Here is a 19,665-nt window from a genome sequence, read left to right as displayed (position 1 = left end):
TGTGGTTAAGGCAATCTTACGTCGATCAGCGATCCCGCCGGCCGAGCAGGCGCAGGCGCAGCGCGTTCAGCTTGATGAAGCCGGCCGCGTCGCGCTGGTCATAGGCGCCCTGATCGTCCTCGAACGTCACGACCTTTTCGCTGTAGAGCGAATTGGGCGACCGGCGGCCGATGACATGGACCCCGCCCTTGTACAGCTTGAGGCGGACTTCGCCCGACACCTTGTGCTGGCTGTGGTCGATCGCCGCCTGCAGCATCTCGCGCTCCGGCGAGAACCAGAAGCCGTTATAGACCAGCTCGGCATAGCGCGGGGCCAGTTCGTCCTTCAGGTGCGCGGCACCGCGGTCGAGCGTGATCTGTTCGATCGCCCGGTGCGCGGCGTGCAGGATCGTGCCGCCCGGCGTTTCGTACATGCCGCGCGACTTCATGCCGACGAAGCGGTTCTCGACCAGGTCGAGCCGGCCGATACCGTGCGCACGGCCGAGTTCGTTGAGCTTGGCGAGCAGCGTGGCGGGCGACATGCCCTCACCATCGACCGCGACCGCGTCACCGCGTTCGAACGCGACGGTGATGACCTGCGGCGTATCGGGCGCATCCTCCGGGTTCACCGTGCGCGAGAAGACGTAGTCGGGCACCTCGTCCCACGGATCCTCCAGCACCTTCCCCTCGGACGAGGTGTGCAGCAGGTTCGCGTCGGTCGAGAAGGGCGATTCGCCGCGCTTGTCCTTGGGCACCGGAATCTGGTGCTGTTCGGCGAAGGCGATCAGCGCGCTGCGGCTGGTCAGGTCCCATTCGCGCCACGGCGCGATGACCTTGATGTCGGGCTGCAGCGCATAATAGCCGAGTTCGAAGCGGACCTGGTCGTTGCCCTTGCCGGTCGCGCCATGGCTGACCGCGTCGGCATTGACCGCCTTCGCGATCTCGATCTGGCGCTTGGCGATCAGCGGGCGTGCGATGGAGGTGCCGAGCAGGTACAGCCCTTCATACAGCGCGTTCGACCGCATCATCGGGAACACGAAGTCGCGGACAAATTCCTCGCGCAGGTCGTCGATGAAGATATGCTCGGGCTTGATGCCCATCAGCTCGGCCTTCTTGCGCGCCGGCTCGAGTTCCTCGCCCTGGCCGAGGTCGGCGGTGAAGGTCACGACTTCGCAATTATATTCCTGCTGCAGCCATTTGAGGATGACGCTGGTGTCGAGGCCGCCCGAATAGGCGAGGACGACGCGATTGATGGACTCGGCCATGGGCGGCTCCTTGGGAATGCAGTGGTTCGGCGCGCGGTTAGGCGACGCGGGGCCGCCGCGCAAGGACACGCGCTTGCGCAGGCGCGAATGCGGTGCAATCGTGTCGCACATTTCCCCTTTTCGGAAAGAAACCCGATGTTCCTCGCCGTCCTTGCCCTTGCGCTGCAGACCGCTCCCGCGCCCGCCCCGGCAACCCCGCCCGCGCCGGTGGTCGAACCGGCGGCCGAGGACGAGACCGAGTTTTTCGGCATTTTCGACAAGGACAAGGACGGCACGATCAGCAAGGCCGAGTTCGACGTGATGAGCGCCCAGATCGATGCCGAAGCGGCGAAGCAGGACCCGTCGCAGAAAGGGCAGGCAGCCGCCGGCCTCGCCACCGCCTTCGCGCTGATGGACCAGAACAAGGACGGCCGGATCACGCGGGAAGAGTTTCGCGCGGTGGTGAAGGCGGGGCAGTAACGAAAGTCGACGTCACCTCAGCGCAGGCTGGGTCTCCCCGTTGTGAAACGCGCTCCTCGCCGCGCGAGACCCCAGCCTACGCTGGGGTGACGTTTCTTGGTTGTGTGGGGGGCTGTTCTACTCCGCCGCGAGCAGTCCCGTCGCGCCGCCCAGATCGACCGATACCAGCCGGCTGACCCCGCGTTCGACCATCGTCACGCCGAACAGCCGGTGCATCCGGCTCATCGTCGCGGCATTGTGGGTCACGATCAGGTAGCGGGTGTCGGTATCGGCGGCCATGCGGTCGAGCAGGTCGCAGAAGCGATCGATATTGGCATCGTCCAGCGGCGCGTCGACCTCGTCGAGCACGCAGATTGGCGACGGGTTGGTCAGGAACAGCGCGAAGATCAGCGCGACGGCGGTCAGCGCCTGTTCGCCGCCCGACAGCAGGGTCAGCGATTGCAGCCGCTTGCCCGGCGGCTGGGCGAGGATTTCGAGGCCCGCTTCCAACGGATCGTCCGAATCGACCAGCGCGAGCTGCGCCTGCCCGCCGTCGAACAGCGCGCCGAACAGGCGGCGGAAATGGCCGTCGACCGCGTCGAACGCCGTCAGCAGCCGCGCGCGCCCTTCGCGGTTGAGCGTGCCGATCGATCCGCGCAGCCGCTGTACCGCTTCGGCCAGTTCGGCACGTTCGGCGGTGGTCTCGCCCTGTGCCGCTTCCAGTTCGGCCAGTTCGGTGTCGGCGATCAAATTGACCGGGCCGATCCGGTCGCGGTCGGCGAGCAGCCGGTCGTGCGCGGCACTCTCGTCGGTCGCATCGCCCACCTCCGTGCCGACAAAGCCGATGCGCGGCAGCAGCGGCGGGGGGCATTGGAAGCGTTCGCCCGACAACCGCCCCATTTCCAGCCGGCGCTGTTCCTGCGCGTCGGCCCGCGCGGACGCGCCGGCGCGGCGTTCGCGGGCCGAGGCGAGCGATTCGGCGATGGTACTGCCCGCCCGCTCGGCGGCGCGCAGGCGGGTTTCGGCCGCGGTTTCGAGCGTAGCCGCCTCGGTCGCGGCGCGGCGTAGATCGCCGAGCGCGCCATCGACCTGCGCCAGCTCCGCGGCAAGGGCCGCTGGCCGGTCGCGCAACGCCGCGCGGTCGGCGGCGAGCGTGGCGGCTCGCGCCTCGACCTCGGCAATGCGGTGATCGGCATCGGTAGCGCGCGATCGCCACGCGGACAGTTCGGTCTTCGCCGTCTCCAGCCGTTCGCGGTCGCGCCTGAGGGCGGCGTCGAGCGCGGAACGGGCCGAGCGGGCGTCGGCCATCTGCGTCCGCGCGGTCGCCGCTGCGCCCGCCAGCGCCGCGACGCGGCCGGCGGTCGCGCTGCGATTGGGTAGCTGGCCAAGCGCGGCATCGGCGCGGTCGCTCTCGTCCTGCGCCTCGATCAGGTCGGCGCGGAGGCGTTGCAGACGGGCGGCAACGTCGTCGGCGCGCGCCTGTGCCCGTTCGATCGCGGCGGTGGCGCGATCTTCGGCGCGCAATGCCTCGCGGGCCTGCGCTTCGGCCTGTTCGAGCGTGCGGCGGGCGGCGGCGAGGGTCGTTCGCGCATCGGCGATCGCGGCATCGGCGGCGGCGAGTGCCGCGTCGGCGGTGTCGCGGCGGGTGATCAGTGCCGGGCGTTCCTGCCCCAACGCCCGCAGCCGGTTGGCGCGGGCGAGGCGTTCGGCGGCGGCGGCCCCCGATCCGGCTCGGGCACGCAGGCCGTCCCAGCGGCGCATCGCCCCGTCGAGCGTCACCAGCCGTTGCCCGACCGCCAGCGTCGTGCCCTCGTCGCGTTCCACGACCAGCACCTGCGCCAAACGCCGGGCGAGCGCGGGGGCGGCAACCTGCGCCGATAGTCGCCCGATGCCGTGCGGCACCGGCGGACCATCGGCCCTGTTCCCGGCATCCTCCCAATAGCGGTCGTCCGCCGGATCGGTCCCGGCGTCGAGATCGTCGCCCAGCGCCGCCGCCAATGCCGCTTCGAACCCCGGCTCGACGCGTACCGAATCGATGATCCGCGCCCGCCCGCTTCGCCGGAGCGCGCGTTCGAGCGCGCCGATCTCCCCGTCCAACGCGGCGAGTTCGGCGGCGGCGGTCGCGCGGTCGGCCTGTGCCCGGCCGCGCGCCTCCTGCGCGGATCGTTCGGCGGCATCGGCATGGGCGATGGTGGTGCGGGCGGTGTCGGCGCTGGCCAGTGCTGCCGCGCGACGCTCGACGGCTGCCGTCCGCTCGACGGTCAGCGGTGCGAGCGCCGGCAATGCCCCCTGTTCGGCGAGCGCACGCGCTTCGTCGCGGCGCGCGCGGTCGAGGCGGATGCGCGCTGCGTCCTGTGCGGCGGCGGCGACGCGAGCCTCGGCCAGTTCGGCGGCCTGGGCCGCGACCGCTTCGCCATGGGCGGCATCGGCGGCCATCGCGGCCTCGGTCGCCCGGACCAGCGCCCCGTCCAGTTCGGGGAGGCGTGCCGCCGCATCGGCGATAGCCTGCGTCAGCCGCGCGATCTCGTCGGTCAGCCGCGCCGCTGCATTGGCGGCATCGCCGGCCAGAGCCGCCTCGCGCGCGCGATCCTCGCTCAGCCGCGTGGCCTGCGCCTCCAGATCGGCCAGCCGCCGGGTCGCGGCATGGGCCTGCGCCTGCAACCGTTCGCGGGCATGGCCGGCATCGGCCGCGCGCTGCCGCAGTTCCTGCGCGGTCGCGCGGGCGGCGGCCAAGGCCTGCGTCGCGGCGGTTTGTTCGGCGAGCGACTCCGCCTGCGCGCTGCCGTGGCTGGCGACGAGGGTTTCGGCGGCGTTCGCCTCCGCCCTGGCGGCATCGGCGGCGGTGGCGGCATCGCGCCAGCGGGCATAGATGGCGCGCGCCTCGGCGATGCGGATCGCGTCGGTCAGTTCGCGATAGCGGGCGGCGATCCGCGCCTGCCGCCGGAGGACGGCGGCGCGGGCATCCTGTTCCTGCGCCATTTCGCCCAGCCGGTCGAGATTGGTCTCCGTGGCGCGCAGCTTTCCCTCGGCATCCTTGCGGCGAATATGCAACCCGGAGATGCCGGCGGCGTCCTCCAGCATCGCGCGGCGTTCGGCGGGGCGGGCGGCGATGACCGCGCCGATCCGGTTCTGGCTGACGAGCGCGGGCGAATGCGCGCCGGTCGCGGCATCGGCGAACAGCAGCGACACGTCCTTCGCCCGCACGTCGCGACCGTTGATACGATAGGCGGAGCCGGCACCGCGTTCGATCCGGCGGACGATCTCGACCTCGTCGCCCGCTGCATCCTCGGCAAGAATCGCGACCTCGGCAAAGTCGCGGGGCGGGCGGGTTTCGGTGCCGGCAAAGATGACATCGTCCATGCCGGCGCCGCGCAGCGATTTCACGCTGTTCTCGCCCATGGTCCAGCGCAGCGCTTCGAGCAGGTTCGACTTGCCGCAGCCATTGGGGCCGACCACGCCGGTCAGCCCGCGTTCGATCACCAGATCGGCGGGGTCGACGAAGCTCTTGAATCCGCTCAGCCGCAGTCGTCGGAGCGTCAGCCCCGGCGCGCGTGAAGTGGCCGCGTCGTCACCCGCGGCCATGGGGTCAGGCGCCGGCGCCCTTCAGCGCTGCCTCGATCTGTGGCCAAGTCACCGCATTCTCGACCTTTTCGCCATTGATCAGGAAGGTCGGGGTGCCGGTGACGGTCGCGCCGCCTTCTTCGGTGATCTTCACCACCTGTTGCAGCAGGTTCTGGTCGGCGAGGCACTGGCGCGCCTTCGCCTCGGGCACGCCGCGCTGCTTGACGAAATCGACGAAGCCGGCGGCATCGGCCCAGCCGGTAACCGCCTGCAAGGGCGGGATCGACTGCAACCGCGCCTGTTCGGCCTGCGGGATCGCCTGCATCCGCTCCAGCGTCGCCGCCTGGTCCTGATACATGGCTTCGAGTAGCGGGAAGAAGGTCGCCGTGCCGTTGCAGCGGCCGAGCACCGCCGCCGCCAGATCGGGCGCGCCGTGCACCGCGAAGTCGCGGAATTCGAAGCTCACCTTGCCGGTCGAGACATAGTTGTTGATGAGCGGTTCGTTGCCTTCGCGGGCAAAGGCCCCGCAGGTCGGGCAGGTGCGCGAACCATATTCGACCAGCTTCACCGCCGCGTCGGGGTTACCGATGCGATAGCCGCCCTCCGGCGTGACCGCGACCATGTCGGTCCATTTCTTGCCGGCCGGCGCGGCGACATTGGCGACCGGCGCGGCGGCGCTGCCATTGGTGCCGGTGCCGGAATCACCACCGCCACAGGCCGACAACAGGCCAAGCGCGATCAGGGGGAAGGCGAAACGCATGGGATCTACTCTCTTCTAAGGATCAGGAGGCGGTCAGGAACGGCTTGAGCGTCGCCCAGTCATGGGCTTCGACCTTCTTGCCGTTGACCTCGAAGCTGGGTGTGCCTTCGACGCCGGCCGCCTGCGCCGCTTCGGCAATGGCGATCACCCGCTTCTGTGCGGCTTCGTCGTTCAGGCAGGCGGTGATCTTCGCATCGTCCACGCCCTGTCCCCGCACCAGCGTGCGCAGCCCGGTGGCAGCGGCGAGCTGTTCCAGCCGCTTGCCGATGGTCGGGGTCGGCTGCTGCGCGGGCGGCGTCGCGGCGAATGCCTCGGCCTTGTCGAGCATCGCGCTCTGCTGCGCGAAGATCGCGTCATGCGCCGCCAGGAAGCGGTTCGCCCCGCCACAGCGCGCGAGTAGCGCGGCGGTCAGGTCGAGCGCGTCGCGCGGGAGCGTGCGATATTCGACGCGTACCTTGCCGGAGCGGGTCAGCGCGGTCAGCTCGGGCTTCGCATCGCGGGCGAAGGCGGCGCAGTGCGAACAGGTATAGCTGGCCCATTCGACCAGTTGCACCCGCGCCATCGGATTGCCGACCGCGATGCCGCCGGTCGGCAGCATCGTGACGCTGTTGGTCCAGTTGCGCGCGGTCGCCGCCTTGGCCGGGGCCTGCGCCTTGGCCGGGGGCATCCCGAACAGCGCGAGGATGAACGAACAGAGCAGGATGAGGATACGCATCAGCGGACCTTGCCGAGGATCGGAATGGCGGGGGGCGGCGGGGCGGCGACCGCACCGGCGAGTGCGGCAAGCACCTCGCGCAGCTCGGGATCGGCGATGTCGCGCAGGCTTTCGTGCATTTCGGCCGGGACCGGCGGCGGTTCACGGCGCGGCGGCACCGGGCGGCGCGGGCGGACCTCGCCGTGCCGGAACTGGAGCCGGGCGACCGCCGGATAGCCGAAGAAGCGATTCACCCGCTCGACGATTTCGGGCGCGATATGCTGCATCATCGTGCCATGCGCGCCCGATACGATCAGCGTCAGCGTTCCGTCGGCGCGCTTGCCCGGCGGGAAGCGGATCGATTCGGGGGCGGACACGCGGGCGAAGCGTTCGCCGACGATCTCGCCCCAGCGGCTCACCACCGCCGACTGGACGAAACCGAACTTGCGGAACGCCGCGCCGCCGATATCGGGCAGCAATTCGGCCACGGGCCGCGCACCGCCACGCCGGCGGGGTTCGGGAATCGTCGCATGGGGGCGGGGGCGCGTCGTCATTGTCGGCATCCCATGCCATAGAGCCGACGTGGACGCCAAGCATCTCTCTGTCGCCGAACGGTTGCTCGACTGGTATGATCGCAACCATCGTTCCCTGCCGTGGCGCAGCCCGCCCGGAACGGCAGCGCCCGATCCGTACCGCGTGTGGCTATCGGAGGTGATGCTCCAGCAGACGCAGGTGGCGAGCGTGCGGCCCTATTTCGAGGCGTGGACCGCGCGCTGGCCGTCGTTCGCGGCGCTGGCGGCGGCGGACGATGCCGATGTCATGGCGGCATGGGCGGGGCTGGGCTATTATGCCCGCGCCCGCAACCTGCTGGCCTGCGCGCGGGTCGTCGCGGCGCGGGGCGGGCTGCCCGACACCGAAAGCGATCTGCGCAAGCTGCCGGGGATCGGCGACTATACGGCGGCGGCGATCGCGGCGATCGCCTTTGGCCGGCGGGCGGTGGTGGTCGATGCCAATGTCGAGCGGGTCGTGTCGCGCTTGTTCGCGGTTGCGGAGCCCTTGCCCGGTGCCCGCCCGGCGATCCGCGCGGGCACCGATACGATCACGCCGGACGCCCGCGCGGGCGATTTCGCGCAGGCGATGATGGACCTGGGGTCGATGGTCTGCACCGCCCGCTCGCCGCGCTGCCTGCTCTGCCCCCTGCGCGACGATTGCGCGGCCTATGCGATGGGCACGCCCGACGCCTTTCCGGTCAAGGCTGTGAAGAAGGCGAAGCCGCAGCGATTCGGCACGCTGTTCTGGGCGGAACGGGACGGGCGGGTGCTGCTGGTGCGGCGGCCGGACAAGGGGATGCTGGGCGGTATGCGCGCGCTGCCGACCGGGCCGTGGAGCGATAGCGATCCGGGCGCCGAAGGCGCGCCGTTCGCCGCCGACTGGCGCGCCATCGGTCTGGTCCGCCATGGTTTTACCCATTTCGATCTTGCCTGCACCGTCATGGTGGCGGATGCAGTCGACGACACCGCGCAGGGCGAATGGTGGCCGGTCGCGGACCTTGAAGCCGCCGGCATGCCGACGCTGTTCGCGCGGGCGATAACGGCTGTGGAGGGAATGCGATGAGGGGTGAGAACCGGGTCCGAAATATGCTGGCGCTGACCGGCGCGCTGTTGCTGGTGCAGCCGGCGGTGGCTTGGGCACAGGCCGCTCCGCCGCGCGCGCCCGCCCGCCCGGCGGTCCGTGCACTGCCCGCAACCGACGGGATGGTCCGCAGCTATGTCGCGCAGAAGAAGGCGCCGGGCATGGTGGTGATCGTCGGCGGGCCGGACTGGACCAGCGCGCATGCCGCCGGCCGGGTCGCCACCGACGCCAATGCCGCGTCGGCCAATGTCGATACGCTGTGGCGCGTCTATTCGATGACCAAGCCGATCACCGGCATGGCGGCGATGATGCTGGTCGAGGACGGCAAGCTGAAGCTCGACCAGCCGATCAGCGACTTCATCCCCGGCTTCAAGTCGATGAAGGTGCTGACCGACCCCGACAAGAGCCTCGCCAGCCGGCCGGCGACCACGCCGATCACCGTGCGCCATCTGCTGACCCACACCGCCGGCCTTGGCTACAGCATCGTGACCAAGGGGCCGTTGCTCAAGGAATATGAGCGGTTGGGCATCGTGCCGGCAGCGGTCAACGCGCAGGCCGAGGTCGCGATGGCGCAGGCACGGCCGAAATCGCTGGAGGAATTCGCCAACCGCGTCGCCACCCTGCCGCTGATCGCCGAACCGGGGACGAAGTGGAGCTATTCGATCGGGCTGGACGTACTGGGTCGGGTGATCGAGGTGGCTTCGGGCATGTCGTTCGAGCGGTTCTTGCAGACGCGGATGTTCGGTCCGCTGGGCATGACGTCGACCTATTGGACGGTCCCGGCGGCGCAGAAGGGGCGGTTGGTCACCAACTATGCCTGGGCCGGCGACAATCTGGTGCCGGTCGATCCGGGCGCCACGTCGGTCTGGCTGTCGCCGCCGAGCTTCCCCTATGGCGGAGCGGGTCTCGTCATGTCGGCGGCGGATTACGACCGGTTTCTTCACATGCTCCAGAATGGCGGCACGTTGAACGGCAAGCGGGTGATGAAACCGGCCACGGTGGCGCTGGGCATGTCGAACCTGTTGCCGGCCGGCGTGACCTTTGGCGGGGTCGACGGGGCTACCGGTGGGCAGGCGGGGCCGAAAATGGGCTTTGGCGCGGGCGGTTCGGTGTATCTGGAAACGCTGCCCGGACGGCCGGGCAAGGGCACCTATGGCTGGGGCGGGGCGGCCGGCACGGTCGCGTTCGTCGATCCGGTGCGGCAGGTGCGCGGGACCCTCATGGTCAATTACTTCCCGGCGGACAAATGGCCGCTGCGCGACGATCTGGTGAAGGCATTGGCCAGCGATCTTGCCGGGCCGGTGCGATGATCGGCTTTACCGGCGTGGCGCTGGTCCGTGCCGACAATGAGCGCGACGATCCGGCCGCATTCGCCCGGTGCCTGGCCGATCCGGCGGCGCGGCTGCTGGTGCTGACCGGATTGGAGCCGCCGGTGGCGGAGGACGGGGCGCTGCAGCTGGCTGCGATGGACCCGGCGCGCCGCGATGCGCTGCTGCTCGGCTATCTGGAGGGCGCGCCGCTGTTCGTGGCGGGCGAGGGCGACGGCAGCGCGCCGGCTATGCGGTCGCCCGCGCTGATGGCCGCGCTGGCGGAGATGCCGGCGGCTGACGTCGCGCTCTACGGCATCGCGCGCAGCCTGGTCGACTGGCATTCGCGGCATGGTTTCTGTGCGCGGTGCGGCCATGCGAGCGTCGTCGCGCGTGGCGGTTGGGCGCGGTCGTGTCCGGGATGCGGCGCGCTGCATTTTCCGCGGACCGACCCGGTGGTCATCATGGCGGTCGAGCATGACGACCGCGTGCTGCTGGGTCGCCAGCCGAGCTGGCCGGCAGGACGCTATTCGGCGCTGGCCGGATTCGTCGAGGTCGGGGAATCAATCGAGGAAGCGGTCGCGCGCGAGGTGCTGGAGGAAGCGGGTGTCGCGGTTGCCGGCGTGCGCTATGTCGCCAGCCAGCCCTGGCCGTTTCCGTCGCAGCTGATGATCGCGTGCATCGCGACGGCGGCGGACGATGCACTCCGGATCGATGCGACCGAGCTGGAGGACGCGTTCTGGGCGACGCGGGACGAGGTTCGCGCGGCGCTGGCCGGGGATACGACGCGGTTCATCGCGCCGCCGGGCCATGCGATTGCGCGGAGTCTGTTGATGGCGTGGGTGGTGGGGTGACTTAAGCCCCCTTCACCTCGCCGCCGTTTGCTTCGAGCGCAGGTTCGAGCTTGTCGAGAACCGAAGTCGAGAAGGGGTTGCCCCAAGCAATAGGTTCTCGACGGACGCTTCTCGACAGGCTCGAAGCTGCTCGAACCGAACGGGGTGCGCAGAGGGAAATTCTACCCCCGCTCCCTTGCCCGCCCGTAGCTCCCCAGCAACCGCACCCATTTGCTGTGGAACCGCAGTTCGTCGAGCGCGCGGTCGACATGCGGCTCGCCCGGCCGTCCTTCGATGTCGCAGAAGAACTCCGTCGCGGCGAAGGTGCCGCCGCGCTGGTAGCTTTCCAGCTTCGTCATGTTGACGCCGTTGGTCGCGAAGCCGCCCATCGCCTTGTAGAGCGCGGCGGGTAGGTTCTTCACCTCGAACACCAAAGTCGTCATGCACGGCCCCTCGGGCAGTTCGGGCGGCGCGGCGCGGGCGAGGACGACGAAGCGGGTCGTATTATGGTCGGCATCGGCAATGTCGTCGGCCAGCAGTTGCAGCCCGTACAGCTCGGCTGCCGCCGGGGGGGCGAGTGCCGCCACCGTCGGGTCGCCGATCGCCGCGACCGATGCCGCCGCACCCGCGGTGTCGGGATGCGCTACCGGCTCGATCCCGCGCGCGCTCAGCCAGTGGCGGCATTGGCCCAGCGCCTGTTCGTGGCTCATCGCCTGACGAATGCCCTCGACCGGGCCCAGACCCATCAGCGCATGGCGAATCGGCAGGAAATGTTCGCCGGTGATGACCAGCCCGGATTCGGGCAGCAGGAAATGCATGTCCGCCACGCGCCCATGCAGCGAATTTTCGATCGGGATGATCGCGCAGTCCGCCTGTCCGACACGCACCGCATCGATCGCATCGGCAAAGCCGAAACAGGGCAGCGGCAGGCCGTCGGGAAACGCCTGTGTCAGCGCGACATGCGAATTGGCGCCGGGTGCGCCCTGAAAGGCGACGGTGCGATTCGGGTCGCGCGCGGCGGCTTCGATCATCTGCGCCACCAGCGGGCGCGCGGGTGCGGCGTATTTCTGCATGGGGTGCGGCGATTATCGGTCGCGGGGGCAGGCGGCAACCCTGTCTTGCCAGTATCGGATGCCGCCTCTAAGCATGGCCCCAAACAGAACCACATTTAGGTGAGACGGCTCAGGGCATGGACGACCGGACGAACACCATCGCAGGTTGGGTATTGGCCGGTTGCGCCGCTGCCCTCGGACTTTCCATCGCCAGCGGCATGGTGTTTCACTCCGGTCCGCCGGAAAAGCCGGGCTATCCGGTCGAGGGCGCCGCCGAAGCCGGGGGTGGCGCTGCCGCCGCCGTGCCGATCGCCACGCTGCTCGCCACCGCCGACGTCGCCAAGGGCGCGGAAGTGTTCAAGAAATGCGCCGCCTGCCACACGGTGAACCAGGGCGGGGCCAACGGCATCGGTCCGAACCTGTGGGGCGTGCTGGGCAAGAAGCACGGCCATATTCCGGGATTCGCCTATTCGAGCGCGCTGACCGGTATCCCGGGCAACTGGGACTTCGATTCGATGAATGCGTGGCTGACGTCCCCGCGCAAATATGCGCCGGGCACCAAGATGACCTTTGCGGGTCTGGGCAGCGCCGAGGACCGGGCGAACGTCATCGCCTATCTCAATTCGCAGGGATCGAACCTGCCGCTGCCGGCCGCTCCCGCCGCGGGTGCCGAGGCGGCGCCGGCCGAGGCGGAGGGCAATGTCGCGGAGGGGGCTCCGGCCAACACCGCCGACGTCGTCAACGCCGCGACCCCGGCATCGGGCGCGCCGTCGGTCGATCCGGCCGCGGCGGAACAGGCGGCGAAGAAGGGCCAGTAACGGCCCGGCTTCGGAAAGAAGAATGGGGGTCACGCGGAGGCGCGAAGGGGTTGCGGTTGGTGCCGCCCTCCAGTGTTCCCGCTGGCTCGAATAGAAGAAGAAATTGGTTCGCGCAGAGGCGCAGAGAGGTTGCGTTTGCTGCCACCTTGCGCTCGATCGGTAGACCGTCGCGCCCGCTTCGGCTTAAGATGAGGCCGCTGGCGCGGATGAGGACGCGGCAAACGCAACCTCTCTGCGCCTCTGCGCCTCTGCGCGAAATCTAATCTTCTTCTTCGCGTCTCCGCGCCTCCGCGTGAAAACCACCTGCTACTCGCTTACGCCATTACGTGGACCAACCGTCCGGCCACACTCAGACCGACACCGGTTCCAGCCCGAGCAACCGCGCCACCTCGTCGAAGCCATGCGCGATCTCGGTCACGCCGAGCGCGCGCAGGCGGTCGTCATGGCCGACGCCGCAATGGGACCCGGCGCACAGCCCGATCACGCGGGCGCCGGATGCAACGGCGCCGGTGACACCGACCGGCGAATCCTCGAGGATCGCGCAGTCCTCGATCGCGACGCCGAGCTGCTTCGCCCCGTACCGATAGAGGTCGGGCGCGGGCTTGCCGTTCGCGACATGCTCCTTGCCGCTGTAGATATGGTCGCCGAACGCGTCGCGGATGCCGAGATGGTCCAGATGCGTCGCGATCCAGTGGGTCGTGCTGGACGACACGATCGCGCGCGGCAGGTCGGCGGGGAGCGACCGGACGAAGGCGACCGCCCCGGCCACCGCCTCGACCCCCTCTGCCAGCACGCGGGCATCCTCGATGGCGCGCGCGTCCCAGAAGCCGTCGGGCACCGGGCCGCCGACCCATTTCTCGATCGCCTGGGTGAAGTGGTCGCCCGACAGGCCCATGAAATTGGCCATGGAATCGGCGGCGCTGGTCGGATGGCCCGCCTGGGTCAGGAAGTCAGCGATCTGGCGGTTGCCGGCAAATTCGCTTTCCAGCAGCACGCCGTCAAAGTCGAACAACAGGGCTTTCGGACGGGTCATCATCGTTCCTTTACTGGCCCCGCGCGCCGAACAGGGCGGAGCCGATGCGGACATGGGTCGCGCCGAGCGTCACGGCGGTTTCGAAATCGTCGGACATGCCCATGCTGAGGCCGGTGAGGCCATGGTCGCGGGCGAGCTTGGCGGTCAGCGCGAAATAGGGGGCGGCGTCGAGGCCGGCGGGGGGGACGCACATCAGCCCGGCGACGGGCAGCCCGGCGGCCTTCGCCTCGGCCAGCAGCGCGGGCAGGTCGGACAGCGCGCAGCCGCCCTTTTGCGGTTCGTCGCCGATATCGACCTGGAGGAAACAGGCGGGCGCGCGGCCGGTCTTGTCGATCGCCTTGGCCAGCGCTGCGACCAGCGAGGGGCGGTCGACCGAATGGATCGCGTCGAACAGGCGAACCGCATCCTCGGCCTTGTTCGACTGGAGCTGACCGACCAGATGCAGTTCGATGCCGGGCGTAAGCTCCTGCAAAGCGGGCCATTTGCCTTGCGCTTCCTGTACCCGGTTTTCGCCGAACACGCGCTGTCCGGCGTCGATCAGCGGCTGGATCGCGGCGGCGTCGTGGGTCTTGCTGACCGCGATCAGCGTCGTCGCGCCGCGGGGGCGGCGGGCGATCGATTCGGCATGGGCGATCCGGTCGCGAACGAGGCCGAGCGGGGTGTCGGTTTTGGTCATCGCGCGCGCTATAGAGGCCGCCATGCGCCGCCGCCACCCTTTGCCGACCCGCTGGCTGATGACCGATGAACGGCTGGGCGAGGCATTGCCGGCGATGGTGGCGAAGTTGCCGCGGGGGAGTGGTGTCGTGTTCCGGCATTATGCCACACCCGAAGGGGAACGGCGGCGGAAGTTTACACAGGTGCGGCGGATCGCGCGGGCGCGGGGGCTGGTGCTGCTGGTCGCCGGGCCGCCGCTGCGGGGTGGCGACGGGGTGCACGGACGAAAGGCGCGCAAAACCAAGGGGTTGGCGACGCGGCCGGTGCATTCGATGCGCGAACGCATCGCCGCCGAGCGGGCGGGGATCGATGGCATCTTCGTCTCGCCCGTCTTTCCCACCCGGTCGCATCCCGATGCGCGGGCGCTGGGGCGGGTGCGGTTCCAGCGGCTGATCCTGGGTGCGCGCGTGCCGGTCATCGCGCTGGGCGGGATGACGGCGGCACGGGCGCGGACGCTGAAGGGGATTGCCGGCTGGGCGGCGATCGATGCCTGGGGTTCGTTGCCTCCGGTTTGATCCGGGGGGGCGAAGAAGAAGCGGGACCCCGGGTCGAGCCCGGGGTGACGATGGGAGGGAGATAGGTCGCGTCAGAACTTCGCGCGTAGTTCGGCGAAAACGGTGCGCGGGTCGCCGGGGAAGTGGCCGGTCTGGGCCGAGAAGCCCGAGGCGGCGTACACCGTGTCGAAGAGGTTATCGACCCGGAGCATCAGTTCGGCAAAGCCCAGCTGCTGCGTGATCGACGCGTCGAAGATGGTGTAGGGCCGGACCGCCTGTCCGGCGAGGCTGATGCGGCGCGAGACATGTTCGCCGCCGAACGCAAGGGCGGTCCGGATCACCGGCAGCTGATAGCGGGTCCAGAAGCCGAGCTTGTGCGCGGGGGCATTGGCGAAGCGGGTGCCGACCGCGTTGGTGATCGCCTGTCCCGGCGCGGTGGCGGTGATCCGCGCGTCATTATACCCATAATTGGCCAGCAGCACCCAGTTGCGGGTGAGGTCGGTGGTCAGGTCGAGTTCGAACCCCTTGCTGGTCACCTGCCCGATCGGGCGCAGCTGATCGACGCCGTTGACCGGGGGCAGCGCGGGATCGACCTGCAGGATGTTTTCGCGGACGATGCGGTACAGCGCGGCATTCGCCTGCAGCCGGCCGTCGAACAGGCGCGATTTGACGCCGCCTTCCCACTGGTTGCCGGTGACCGGCGCGAACGGGCCGCCGGCATCGGTCGCCTGCGACGCGCTGGCCTGCGGTTCGAACCCCTGCGACCAGCTGACATAGAGCGACAGGTCGGTGCGCGGCTGGTAGATCGCGCCGCCGCGGAAGGTGACGTCGCTGTCGGCATAGCGCGAGCGGGCGGTGACGCGGTTGCCGGTGGCGACGGTTACGCCATCGTCGAACCGGTCGTAGCGCAGCCCGCCCACCAGCAGCAGCCGGTCGGTCAGGCTGACTTGATCCTGCGCATAGACGCCGTAGCGGGTCGAGCGGGTGTCGGTGACGGTGAAGGGCAGCGCCATCGCCCGCGCCGCATCCCCGTCCGATCGGCCATAGACCGGGCGGCTCAGGCTCAAGGGCAGCACGCCGCTGCGCAGGATGCGCGATTGCAGGATGTTGGTTTCGCGAAACCAGTCGCCGCCGAGCTGGAACCGATGCTCCATGCCGAGCAGCGTCGTGGTCGCGGTCGCATTGGCGGCGAAGGACAGGCCGTCGACCGGGCGGACCTGATCGCGGAATTCGCGCAGCACCAGATCGGGGTTGGCGGCGTTGCGTCCGCGCGGCTCATGATATTTCTGCCGCTCGGTCGCCTTGAAGTAGCGGGCGCCGACATCGAACGTGATCGCGTCGCCGATCGCGGTCGCATAGCGCGCCTGGGTCGCGGTCGAGGTCAGGTGCAGGAAGTCGCTCTTTTCATTGGCGTTCCAGCGGATCGAGCCGAGGAAGCGCCCGCTATCGTCGACCAGCACCCCGCGCAGCCGATTGGCGCGCAGATAATTGTCATAGGTCGTGACCTGCACCGTCAGCAGCCCGCCGGGATTGGTGCGGATCGACAGGCCGGCATCGCCGATCAGCGATTTGTTCAGCGTGTTGAAGCGATAGGGCCGCATCGCTTCGTAGAAGCCGCCGAGGCGGTAGCTGACCACGCCATCGGCATCGATCCGGTCGGTCGCCTCCGCCGAGATGCCGAACCGGTCGTAATTGCCGGCGGTGACGACGGTGCGCAGCGCGGCGCGGTCCGACGGCGTCTTCGACACGTAATTGATGATGCCGCCGGGCGATCCGGGGCCGAAGAACAGCCCGGCCGGACCCTTGAGCACCTCGACCCGGCCGATGTTGAACAGTTGCGGGACCGAAAAGCCGATGAACGGATTGCCGCGCTGTCCATCGTAGAAGGACTGGTCCTGGCGGAAGCCGCGAAAGGTGACGCCGGCATAGCTGAACGCGCTGACGCCCGAGATATTGCGATAGATGTCGGTCGCGTCGCGCGCGCCCTGATCGACGAACAGGTCGGCATTGATGACCTGCAACGCCTGCGGAATGTCGAGCGGGTCCTGTGCCGATTTGCCAACGGTGGTGATGAGCGTGCGGTAGAGTTGCTGGGCGCGGCCCTGCACGATGATCTCGTCATCGGCGGGCGGGTCTGCGCGGTCCTGTGCCAGTGCCGGAACCGAAACCATGGCCGCGCCCGCGACCGACATCCAAAACCGCTTCACACCACCCCCGATGTATTGATGCAATTCGCTCGCATTAGCGAACGAACATGGAGGATGCAATCCAATTGCGAACGATCCGCAAAAAGGATGACATTGTAACGCAGCCGAACCGGAACGCGGCGGCGTTCCGACCGTTGGAGGGCGCATAAGGGGAAAAGCGGGATGGCCGACAACGATACGCAGCGCGCGACGCCCGGTTACGGCCGGGTCGCGGCGATGACGGTGATGGTGCTGGCGATCGTTGGCGCGGCGTGGCTGTTGGTCAGCATGATGCGGCTGGTGCTGCTGGTGTTCGCCGCGACGACGATCGCGGTGCTGTTCAGCGCGGTGGCCAACCGGATCGAGCGATGGACGCGGCTGCCGCGCGGGTTGGCCCTGGCGCTGTCGGTCATCCTGCTGCTCGGTACGGTGATCGGCATCTTCTATGCGTTCGGCGCGCAGCTGGCGCAGCAGTTCGACACGATCCAGGAACAGATCCCGGCGGCATTCCAGGCGGTGCAGCGTCAGCTCGACAGCTGGGGACTGGGCGAGCCGTCGCGCGAATTGCTGACGCAGGGCAGCAGCGACCTGTCGACGATCATGTCGCGCGCGGGCGGCTATGCCCTGTCGATCGGGTCGGGCCTGTCGGATGCGGTGCTGGTGCTGGTCGGGGCGATTTTCCTGGCGGCCGATCCCGAACTCTATCGCCGGGGGCTGGTGACGCTGGTGCCGCCCAAGGCCGAAGGCGTCGCGCGCAAGGCGGTGGACGACGCCGCCGGCGGCCTGCGCGGATGGATGAAGGGCGAGGCGGTGGCGATCATCGTCGTCGCGGTGCTGACCGGGGCGGGGCTGTCGCTGCTGGGCGTGCCGGCCGCGATCGGGCTGGGGCTGATCGCCGGGTTGATGGACATCGTGCCGTTCGTCGGGCCGATCATCGCCGGCGTGCCCGCGGTGCTGCTGGCCTTTACCCAGTCGCCGTCGACCGCGTTGTGGACGATCGTGCTGTTCCTGATCGTCCAGCAGATCCAGGGCAATATCCTGCAACCCATCGTCCAGAAACATGCGGTCGACGTGCCGCCCGCCGTGCTGCTGTTCTCGGTCATCGGCATGGGGCTGTTGTTCGGGTTCATCGGCGTGCTGCTGGCGGCGCCGCTGACGATCGTCGTGTTCGTGCTGGTGCAGCGGATTTACGTGCAGGCGCTGCTGGGGCGGGACATTACCGTGGCGACGGACAAGGTGAAGGAGGAGGAGTAACGTTTCCTCCGGCCCCTACGTCACCCCGGACTTGATCCGGGGTCCCGCTTTTCTCGAATGGTAGCAGAAGAAGCGGGACCCCGGGTCAAGCCCGGGGTGACGCGGGTGTCAGGCGGTGCGGGTCCACAGTACCGGGTCGCGCGGGGTGTCCGGCGCGGGGCGCCAGCGGGCGGCCACGAAGGCGCGGGCGATGGCGGCGATCTTTTCGCCCTTCGACGTGCTCTGCCGCTTGTCCCACGCGGCGGGGCCGGCGGCGGCGACCTTGCGCGCGATGCCGCCATAGATGTCGGCAGCGGCGAGCACCGCCCAGGCCGACCGCCAGGGCAGCCGCGCCGCGCCGACGCGGGCGCTGTCTTCGTGGAGGGCGGCGCGGGTTGCCATCCGCCGGGCCAGCGCCGCCACCCGGTCGGGCGTCGCCATCGGATCGGCGGGATCGATGCCCTGTTCGGCCAGCCAGTCGCGCGGCAGGTAGCAGCGGCCAGCCTCCGCATCCTCCGCCACGTCGCGGGCGATATTGGCGAGCTGGAACGCCAGCCCCAGGTCGCAGGCGCGGTCGAGCGTGTCCGTTTCGTGCGCCGGCACGCCCATCACCACGGCCATCAGCCCGCCGACCGCGCCGGCGACATGGTAGCAATATTGGTACAGGTCGGCTTCGCTCACCGGTTGCCAGCCATCGGCGTCGAGCTGAAACCCGTCGATCACGTCGTACACGAGTGCGTGCGGCAGGCCGGTTTCGGCGGCGACCACGCCCAGCGCGTCGAACGCCGGATCGCCGGTCGGCTGTCCCGCCAGCGCCCGTGCGGTGCGTTCGCGGATCGTCAGCAGGCGGGCGGGCGCATCGTCCAGCCGCTGCATCCCGTGGCCCATATCCTGCCCGTCGGCCAGGTCGTCGCAGGCCCGGCACCAGGCGTAGAGCAGCCAGGCGCGCTCACGGGTCCGGGGATCGAACAGCTTGCTCGCCGCCGCGAAGCTCTTCGAGCCGCGCGCGATCGTGTCGCGGGCGTGCGCGACCAGCTCGGCACGCGGCGGGATCAAAGGTCGGTGGCAGCCATGTGGATGATCGCCTGCACCGGCGTGTGCGCGGCCATCTTGTCCAGCAGCATGTCGAGCGTGTCGGCGACCAGCAGGATGTCGCGGTGCATAGGGCGCATGAAGCCGACCTCGGCCATCTTGTCGACGAACGCGATCAGATGGTCGTAATAGCCGGCGGTGTTGAGCAGCCCGACCGGCTTGGCGTGATAGCCGAGCTGCGCCCAGCTCATCGCCTCCCACAATTCGTCCATCGTGCCGGTGCCGCCGGGGATGGTGACGAAGCCGTCGGACAGGTCGGTAAACGCCTGCTTGCGCTGGTGCATCGTGTCGACGACGTGCAGTTCGGTGAGGCCGCGATGCGCCGCCTCCGCCTTGACCAGCGCGGTCGGGATGACGCCGATCACGTCGCCGCCCGCCTCGATCGCGCCATCGGCGACCGCGCCCATCAGGCCGAGCCTGCCGCCGCCATAGACGACGCCGATGCCGCGCTCCGCCAGCGCACGGCCGACGGCGCGGGCGGAGTCGATATAGACGGGGTCGGCGGGGGTCGCGGACCCGCAATAGATGGCCAGGCGCTTCATGGGGGTGGGAGGCTGCCTCTTATACTCATCTCC

At 69.4% G+C, this 19,665-nt stretch carries 18 protein-coding genes; 7 read left to right on the top strand and 11 right to left on the bottom strand.

Annotated features, from left to right (window positions below; translation table 11 throughout):
* Window positions 1-25: 25 nt before the first annotated feature.
* Window positions 26-1,243, bottom strand: a complete 1,218-nt coding sequence (locus CA237_RS12345) for an argininosuccinate synthase (RefSeq protein WP_066689996.1) — start codon at window positions 1,241-1,243, stop codon at window positions 26-28.
* Window positions 1,244-1,378: 135 nt separating this feature from the next.
* On the opposite strand from CA237_RS12345, the gene CA237_RS12340 reads away from it, so the two are divergent.
* Window positions 1,379-1,702 carry an EF-hand domain-containing protein gene (locus CA237_RS12340; protein WP_066689934.1) on the top strand — a complete coding sequence of 108 codons (324 nt, stop codon included), beginning with the start codon at window positions 1,379-1,381 and terminating at the stop codon, window positions 1,700-1,702.
* A 117-nt stretch (window positions 1,703-1,819) separates the two neighbouring features.
* On the opposite strand, the gene CA237_RS12335 is transcribed toward CA237_RS12340, so the two are convergent.
* From CA237_RS12335 to CA237_RS12320, 4 genes are read right to left on the bottom strand one after another with little or no spacing between them, the layout of a single operon-like run.
* A complete protein-coding gene (locus CA237_RS12335) occupies window positions 1,820-5,221 on the bottom strand; it encodes an AAA family ATPase (RefSeq protein ID WP_126014254.1) in 3,402 nt (1,133 codons plus the stop codon).
* Window positions 5,222-5,267: 46 nt separating this feature from the next.
* Window positions 5,268-6,002, bottom strand: coding sequence for a thioredoxin domain-containing protein (locus tag CA237_RS12330; RefSeq protein ID WP_066689935.1), 735 nt, complete (start codon window positions 6,000-6,002; stop codon window positions 5,268-5,270).
* A gap of 22 nt (window positions 6,003-6,024) precedes the next feature.
* Window positions 6,025-6,717 carry a thioredoxin domain-containing protein gene (locus CA237_RS12325; RefSeq protein ID WP_066689936.1) on the bottom strand — a complete coding sequence of 231 codons (693 nt, stop codon included), beginning with the start codon at window positions 6,715-6,717 and terminating at the stop codon, window positions 6,025-6,027.
* Window positions 6,717-7,250 carry a DUF721 domain-containing protein gene (locus CA237_RS12320; RefSeq protein WP_198158535.1) on the bottom strand — a complete coding sequence of 178 codons (534 nt, stop codon included), beginning with the start codon at window positions 7,248-7,250 and terminating at the stop codon, window positions 6,717-6,719. The genes CA237_RS12325 and CA237_RS12320 overlap by 1 nt, the downstream gene beginning before the upstream one ends.
* A 28-nt stretch (window positions 7,251-7,278) precedes the next feature.
* Here CA237_RS12320 and CA237_RS12315 point away from each other — a divergent pair, with 28 nt between their 5' ends.
* Genes CA237_RS12315 through nudC form a run of 3 tightly spaced genes read left to right on the top strand, consistent with a single transcriptional unit; the run spans window position 7,279 to window position 10,489 of the window.
* Complete coding sequence (locus CA237_RS12315; RefSeq protein WP_232307938.1) at window positions 7,279-8,310, top strand: A/G-specific adenine glycosylase; 1,032 nt, start codon at window positions 7,279-7,281, stop codon at window positions 8,308-8,310.
* Window positions 8,311-8,333: 23 nt separating this feature from the next.
* Window positions 8,334-9,638, top strand: a complete 1,305-nt coding sequence (locus CA237_RS12310; protein WP_084401524.1) for a serine hydrolase domain-containing protein — start codon at window positions 8,334-8,336, stop codon at window positions 9,636-9,638.
* Window positions 9,635-10,489 carry an NAD(+) diphosphatase gene (gene nudC, locus CA237_RS12305; protein WP_066689942.1) on the top strand — a complete coding sequence of 285 codons (855 nt, stop codon included), beginning with the start codon at window positions 9,635-9,637 and terminating at the stop codon, window positions 10,487-10,489. The genes CA237_RS12310 and nudC overlap by 4 nt, the downstream gene beginning before the upstream one ends.
* 161 nt (window positions 10,490-10,650) lie before the next feature.
* Here the strand turns inward: nudC and CA237_RS12300 are convergent, their stop codons facing one another.
* Complete coding sequence (locus CA237_RS12300; protein ID WP_066689944.1) at window positions 10,651-11,541, bottom strand: prephenate dehydratase; 891 nt, start codon at window positions 11,539-11,541, stop codon at window positions 10,651-10,653.
* Window positions 11,542-11,657: 116 nt separating this feature from the next.
* Between CA237_RS12300 and CA237_RS12295 the strand changes: the two genes are divergently transcribed.
* Entirely contained in the window at window positions 11,658-12,338 is a 681-nt protein-coding gene (locus tag CA237_RS12295; protein WP_066689946.1) for a cytochrome c family protein, read from the top strand.
* 349 nt (window positions 12,339-12,687) lie between these two features.
* On the opposite strand, the gene CA237_RS12290 is transcribed toward CA237_RS12295, so the two are convergent.
* Window positions 12,688-13,371 (bottom strand): HAD family phosphatase, encoded by a 684-nt coding sequence (locus tag CA237_RS12290; protein ID WP_066690002.1) that lies wholly within the window; start codon window positions 13,369-13,371, stop codon window positions 12,688-12,690.
* A gap of 10 nt (window positions 13,372-13,381) precedes the next feature.
* Window positions 13,382-14,047, bottom strand: a complete 666-nt coding sequence (locus tag CA237_RS12285; protein WP_066689948.1) for a YggS family pyridoxal phosphate-dependent enzyme — start codon at window positions 14,045-14,047, stop codon at window positions 13,382-13,384.
* 22 nt (window positions 14,048-14,069) lie between these two features.
* Between CA237_RS12285 and CA237_RS12280 the strand changes: the two genes are divergently transcribed.
* Complete coding sequence (locus CA237_RS12280) at window positions 14,070-14,600, top strand: thiamine phosphate synthase (protein WP_126014240.1); 531 nt, start codon at window positions 14,070-14,072, stop codon at window positions 14,598-14,600.
* Between the two features lie 71 nt (window positions 14,601-14,671).
* On the opposite strand, the gene CA237_RS12275 is transcribed toward CA237_RS12280, so the two are convergent.
* Window positions 14,672-16,786 carry a TonB-dependent receptor gene (locus tag CA237_RS12275; protein ID WP_241215488.1) on the bottom strand — a complete coding sequence of 705 codons (2,115 nt, stop codon included), beginning with the start codon at window positions 16,784-16,786 and terminating at the stop codon, window positions 14,672-14,674.
* Window positions 16,787-16,948: 162 nt separating this feature from the next.
* Between CA237_RS12275 and CA237_RS12270 the strand changes: the two genes are divergently transcribed.
* A complete protein-coding gene (locus CA237_RS12270) occupies window positions 16,949-18,019 on the top strand; it encodes an AI-2E family transporter (protein ID WP_066689954.1) in 1,071 nt (356 codons plus the stop codon).
* A 108-nt stretch (window positions 18,020-18,127) separates the two neighbouring features.
* Here the strand turns inward: CA237_RS12270 and CA237_RS12265 are convergent, their stop codons facing one another.
* Both CA237_RS12265 and CA237_RS12260 read right to left on the bottom strand, forming a co-directional pair.
* On the bottom strand, window positions 18,128-19,054 hold the full coding sequence (locus CA237_RS12265) for a phytoene/squalene synthase family protein (protein ID WP_126014238.1): 927 nt from the start codon (window positions 19,052-19,054) through the stop codon (window positions 18,128-18,130).
* A complete protein-coding gene (locus tag CA237_RS12260) occupies window positions 19,051-19,632 on the bottom strand; it encodes a TIGR00730 family Rossman fold protein (RefSeq protein ID WP_126014236.1) in 582 nt (193 codons plus the stop codon). The genes CA237_RS12265 and CA237_RS12260 overlap by 4 nt, the downstream gene beginning before the upstream one ends.
* Between the last annotated feature and the right edge of the window lie 33 nt (window positions 19,633-19,665).

The sequence above is a fragment of the Sphingomonas sp. ABOLH genome, assembly GCF_003951715.1.
Lineage (GTDB): Bacteria > Pseudomonadota > Alphaproteobacteria > Sphingomonadales > Sphingomonadaceae > Sphingomonas > Sphingomonas hankookensis_A.
The sequence above is the reverse complement of the archived record's forward strand: the minus strand, read 5'-3'. Positions and strand labels throughout refer to the sequence as shown.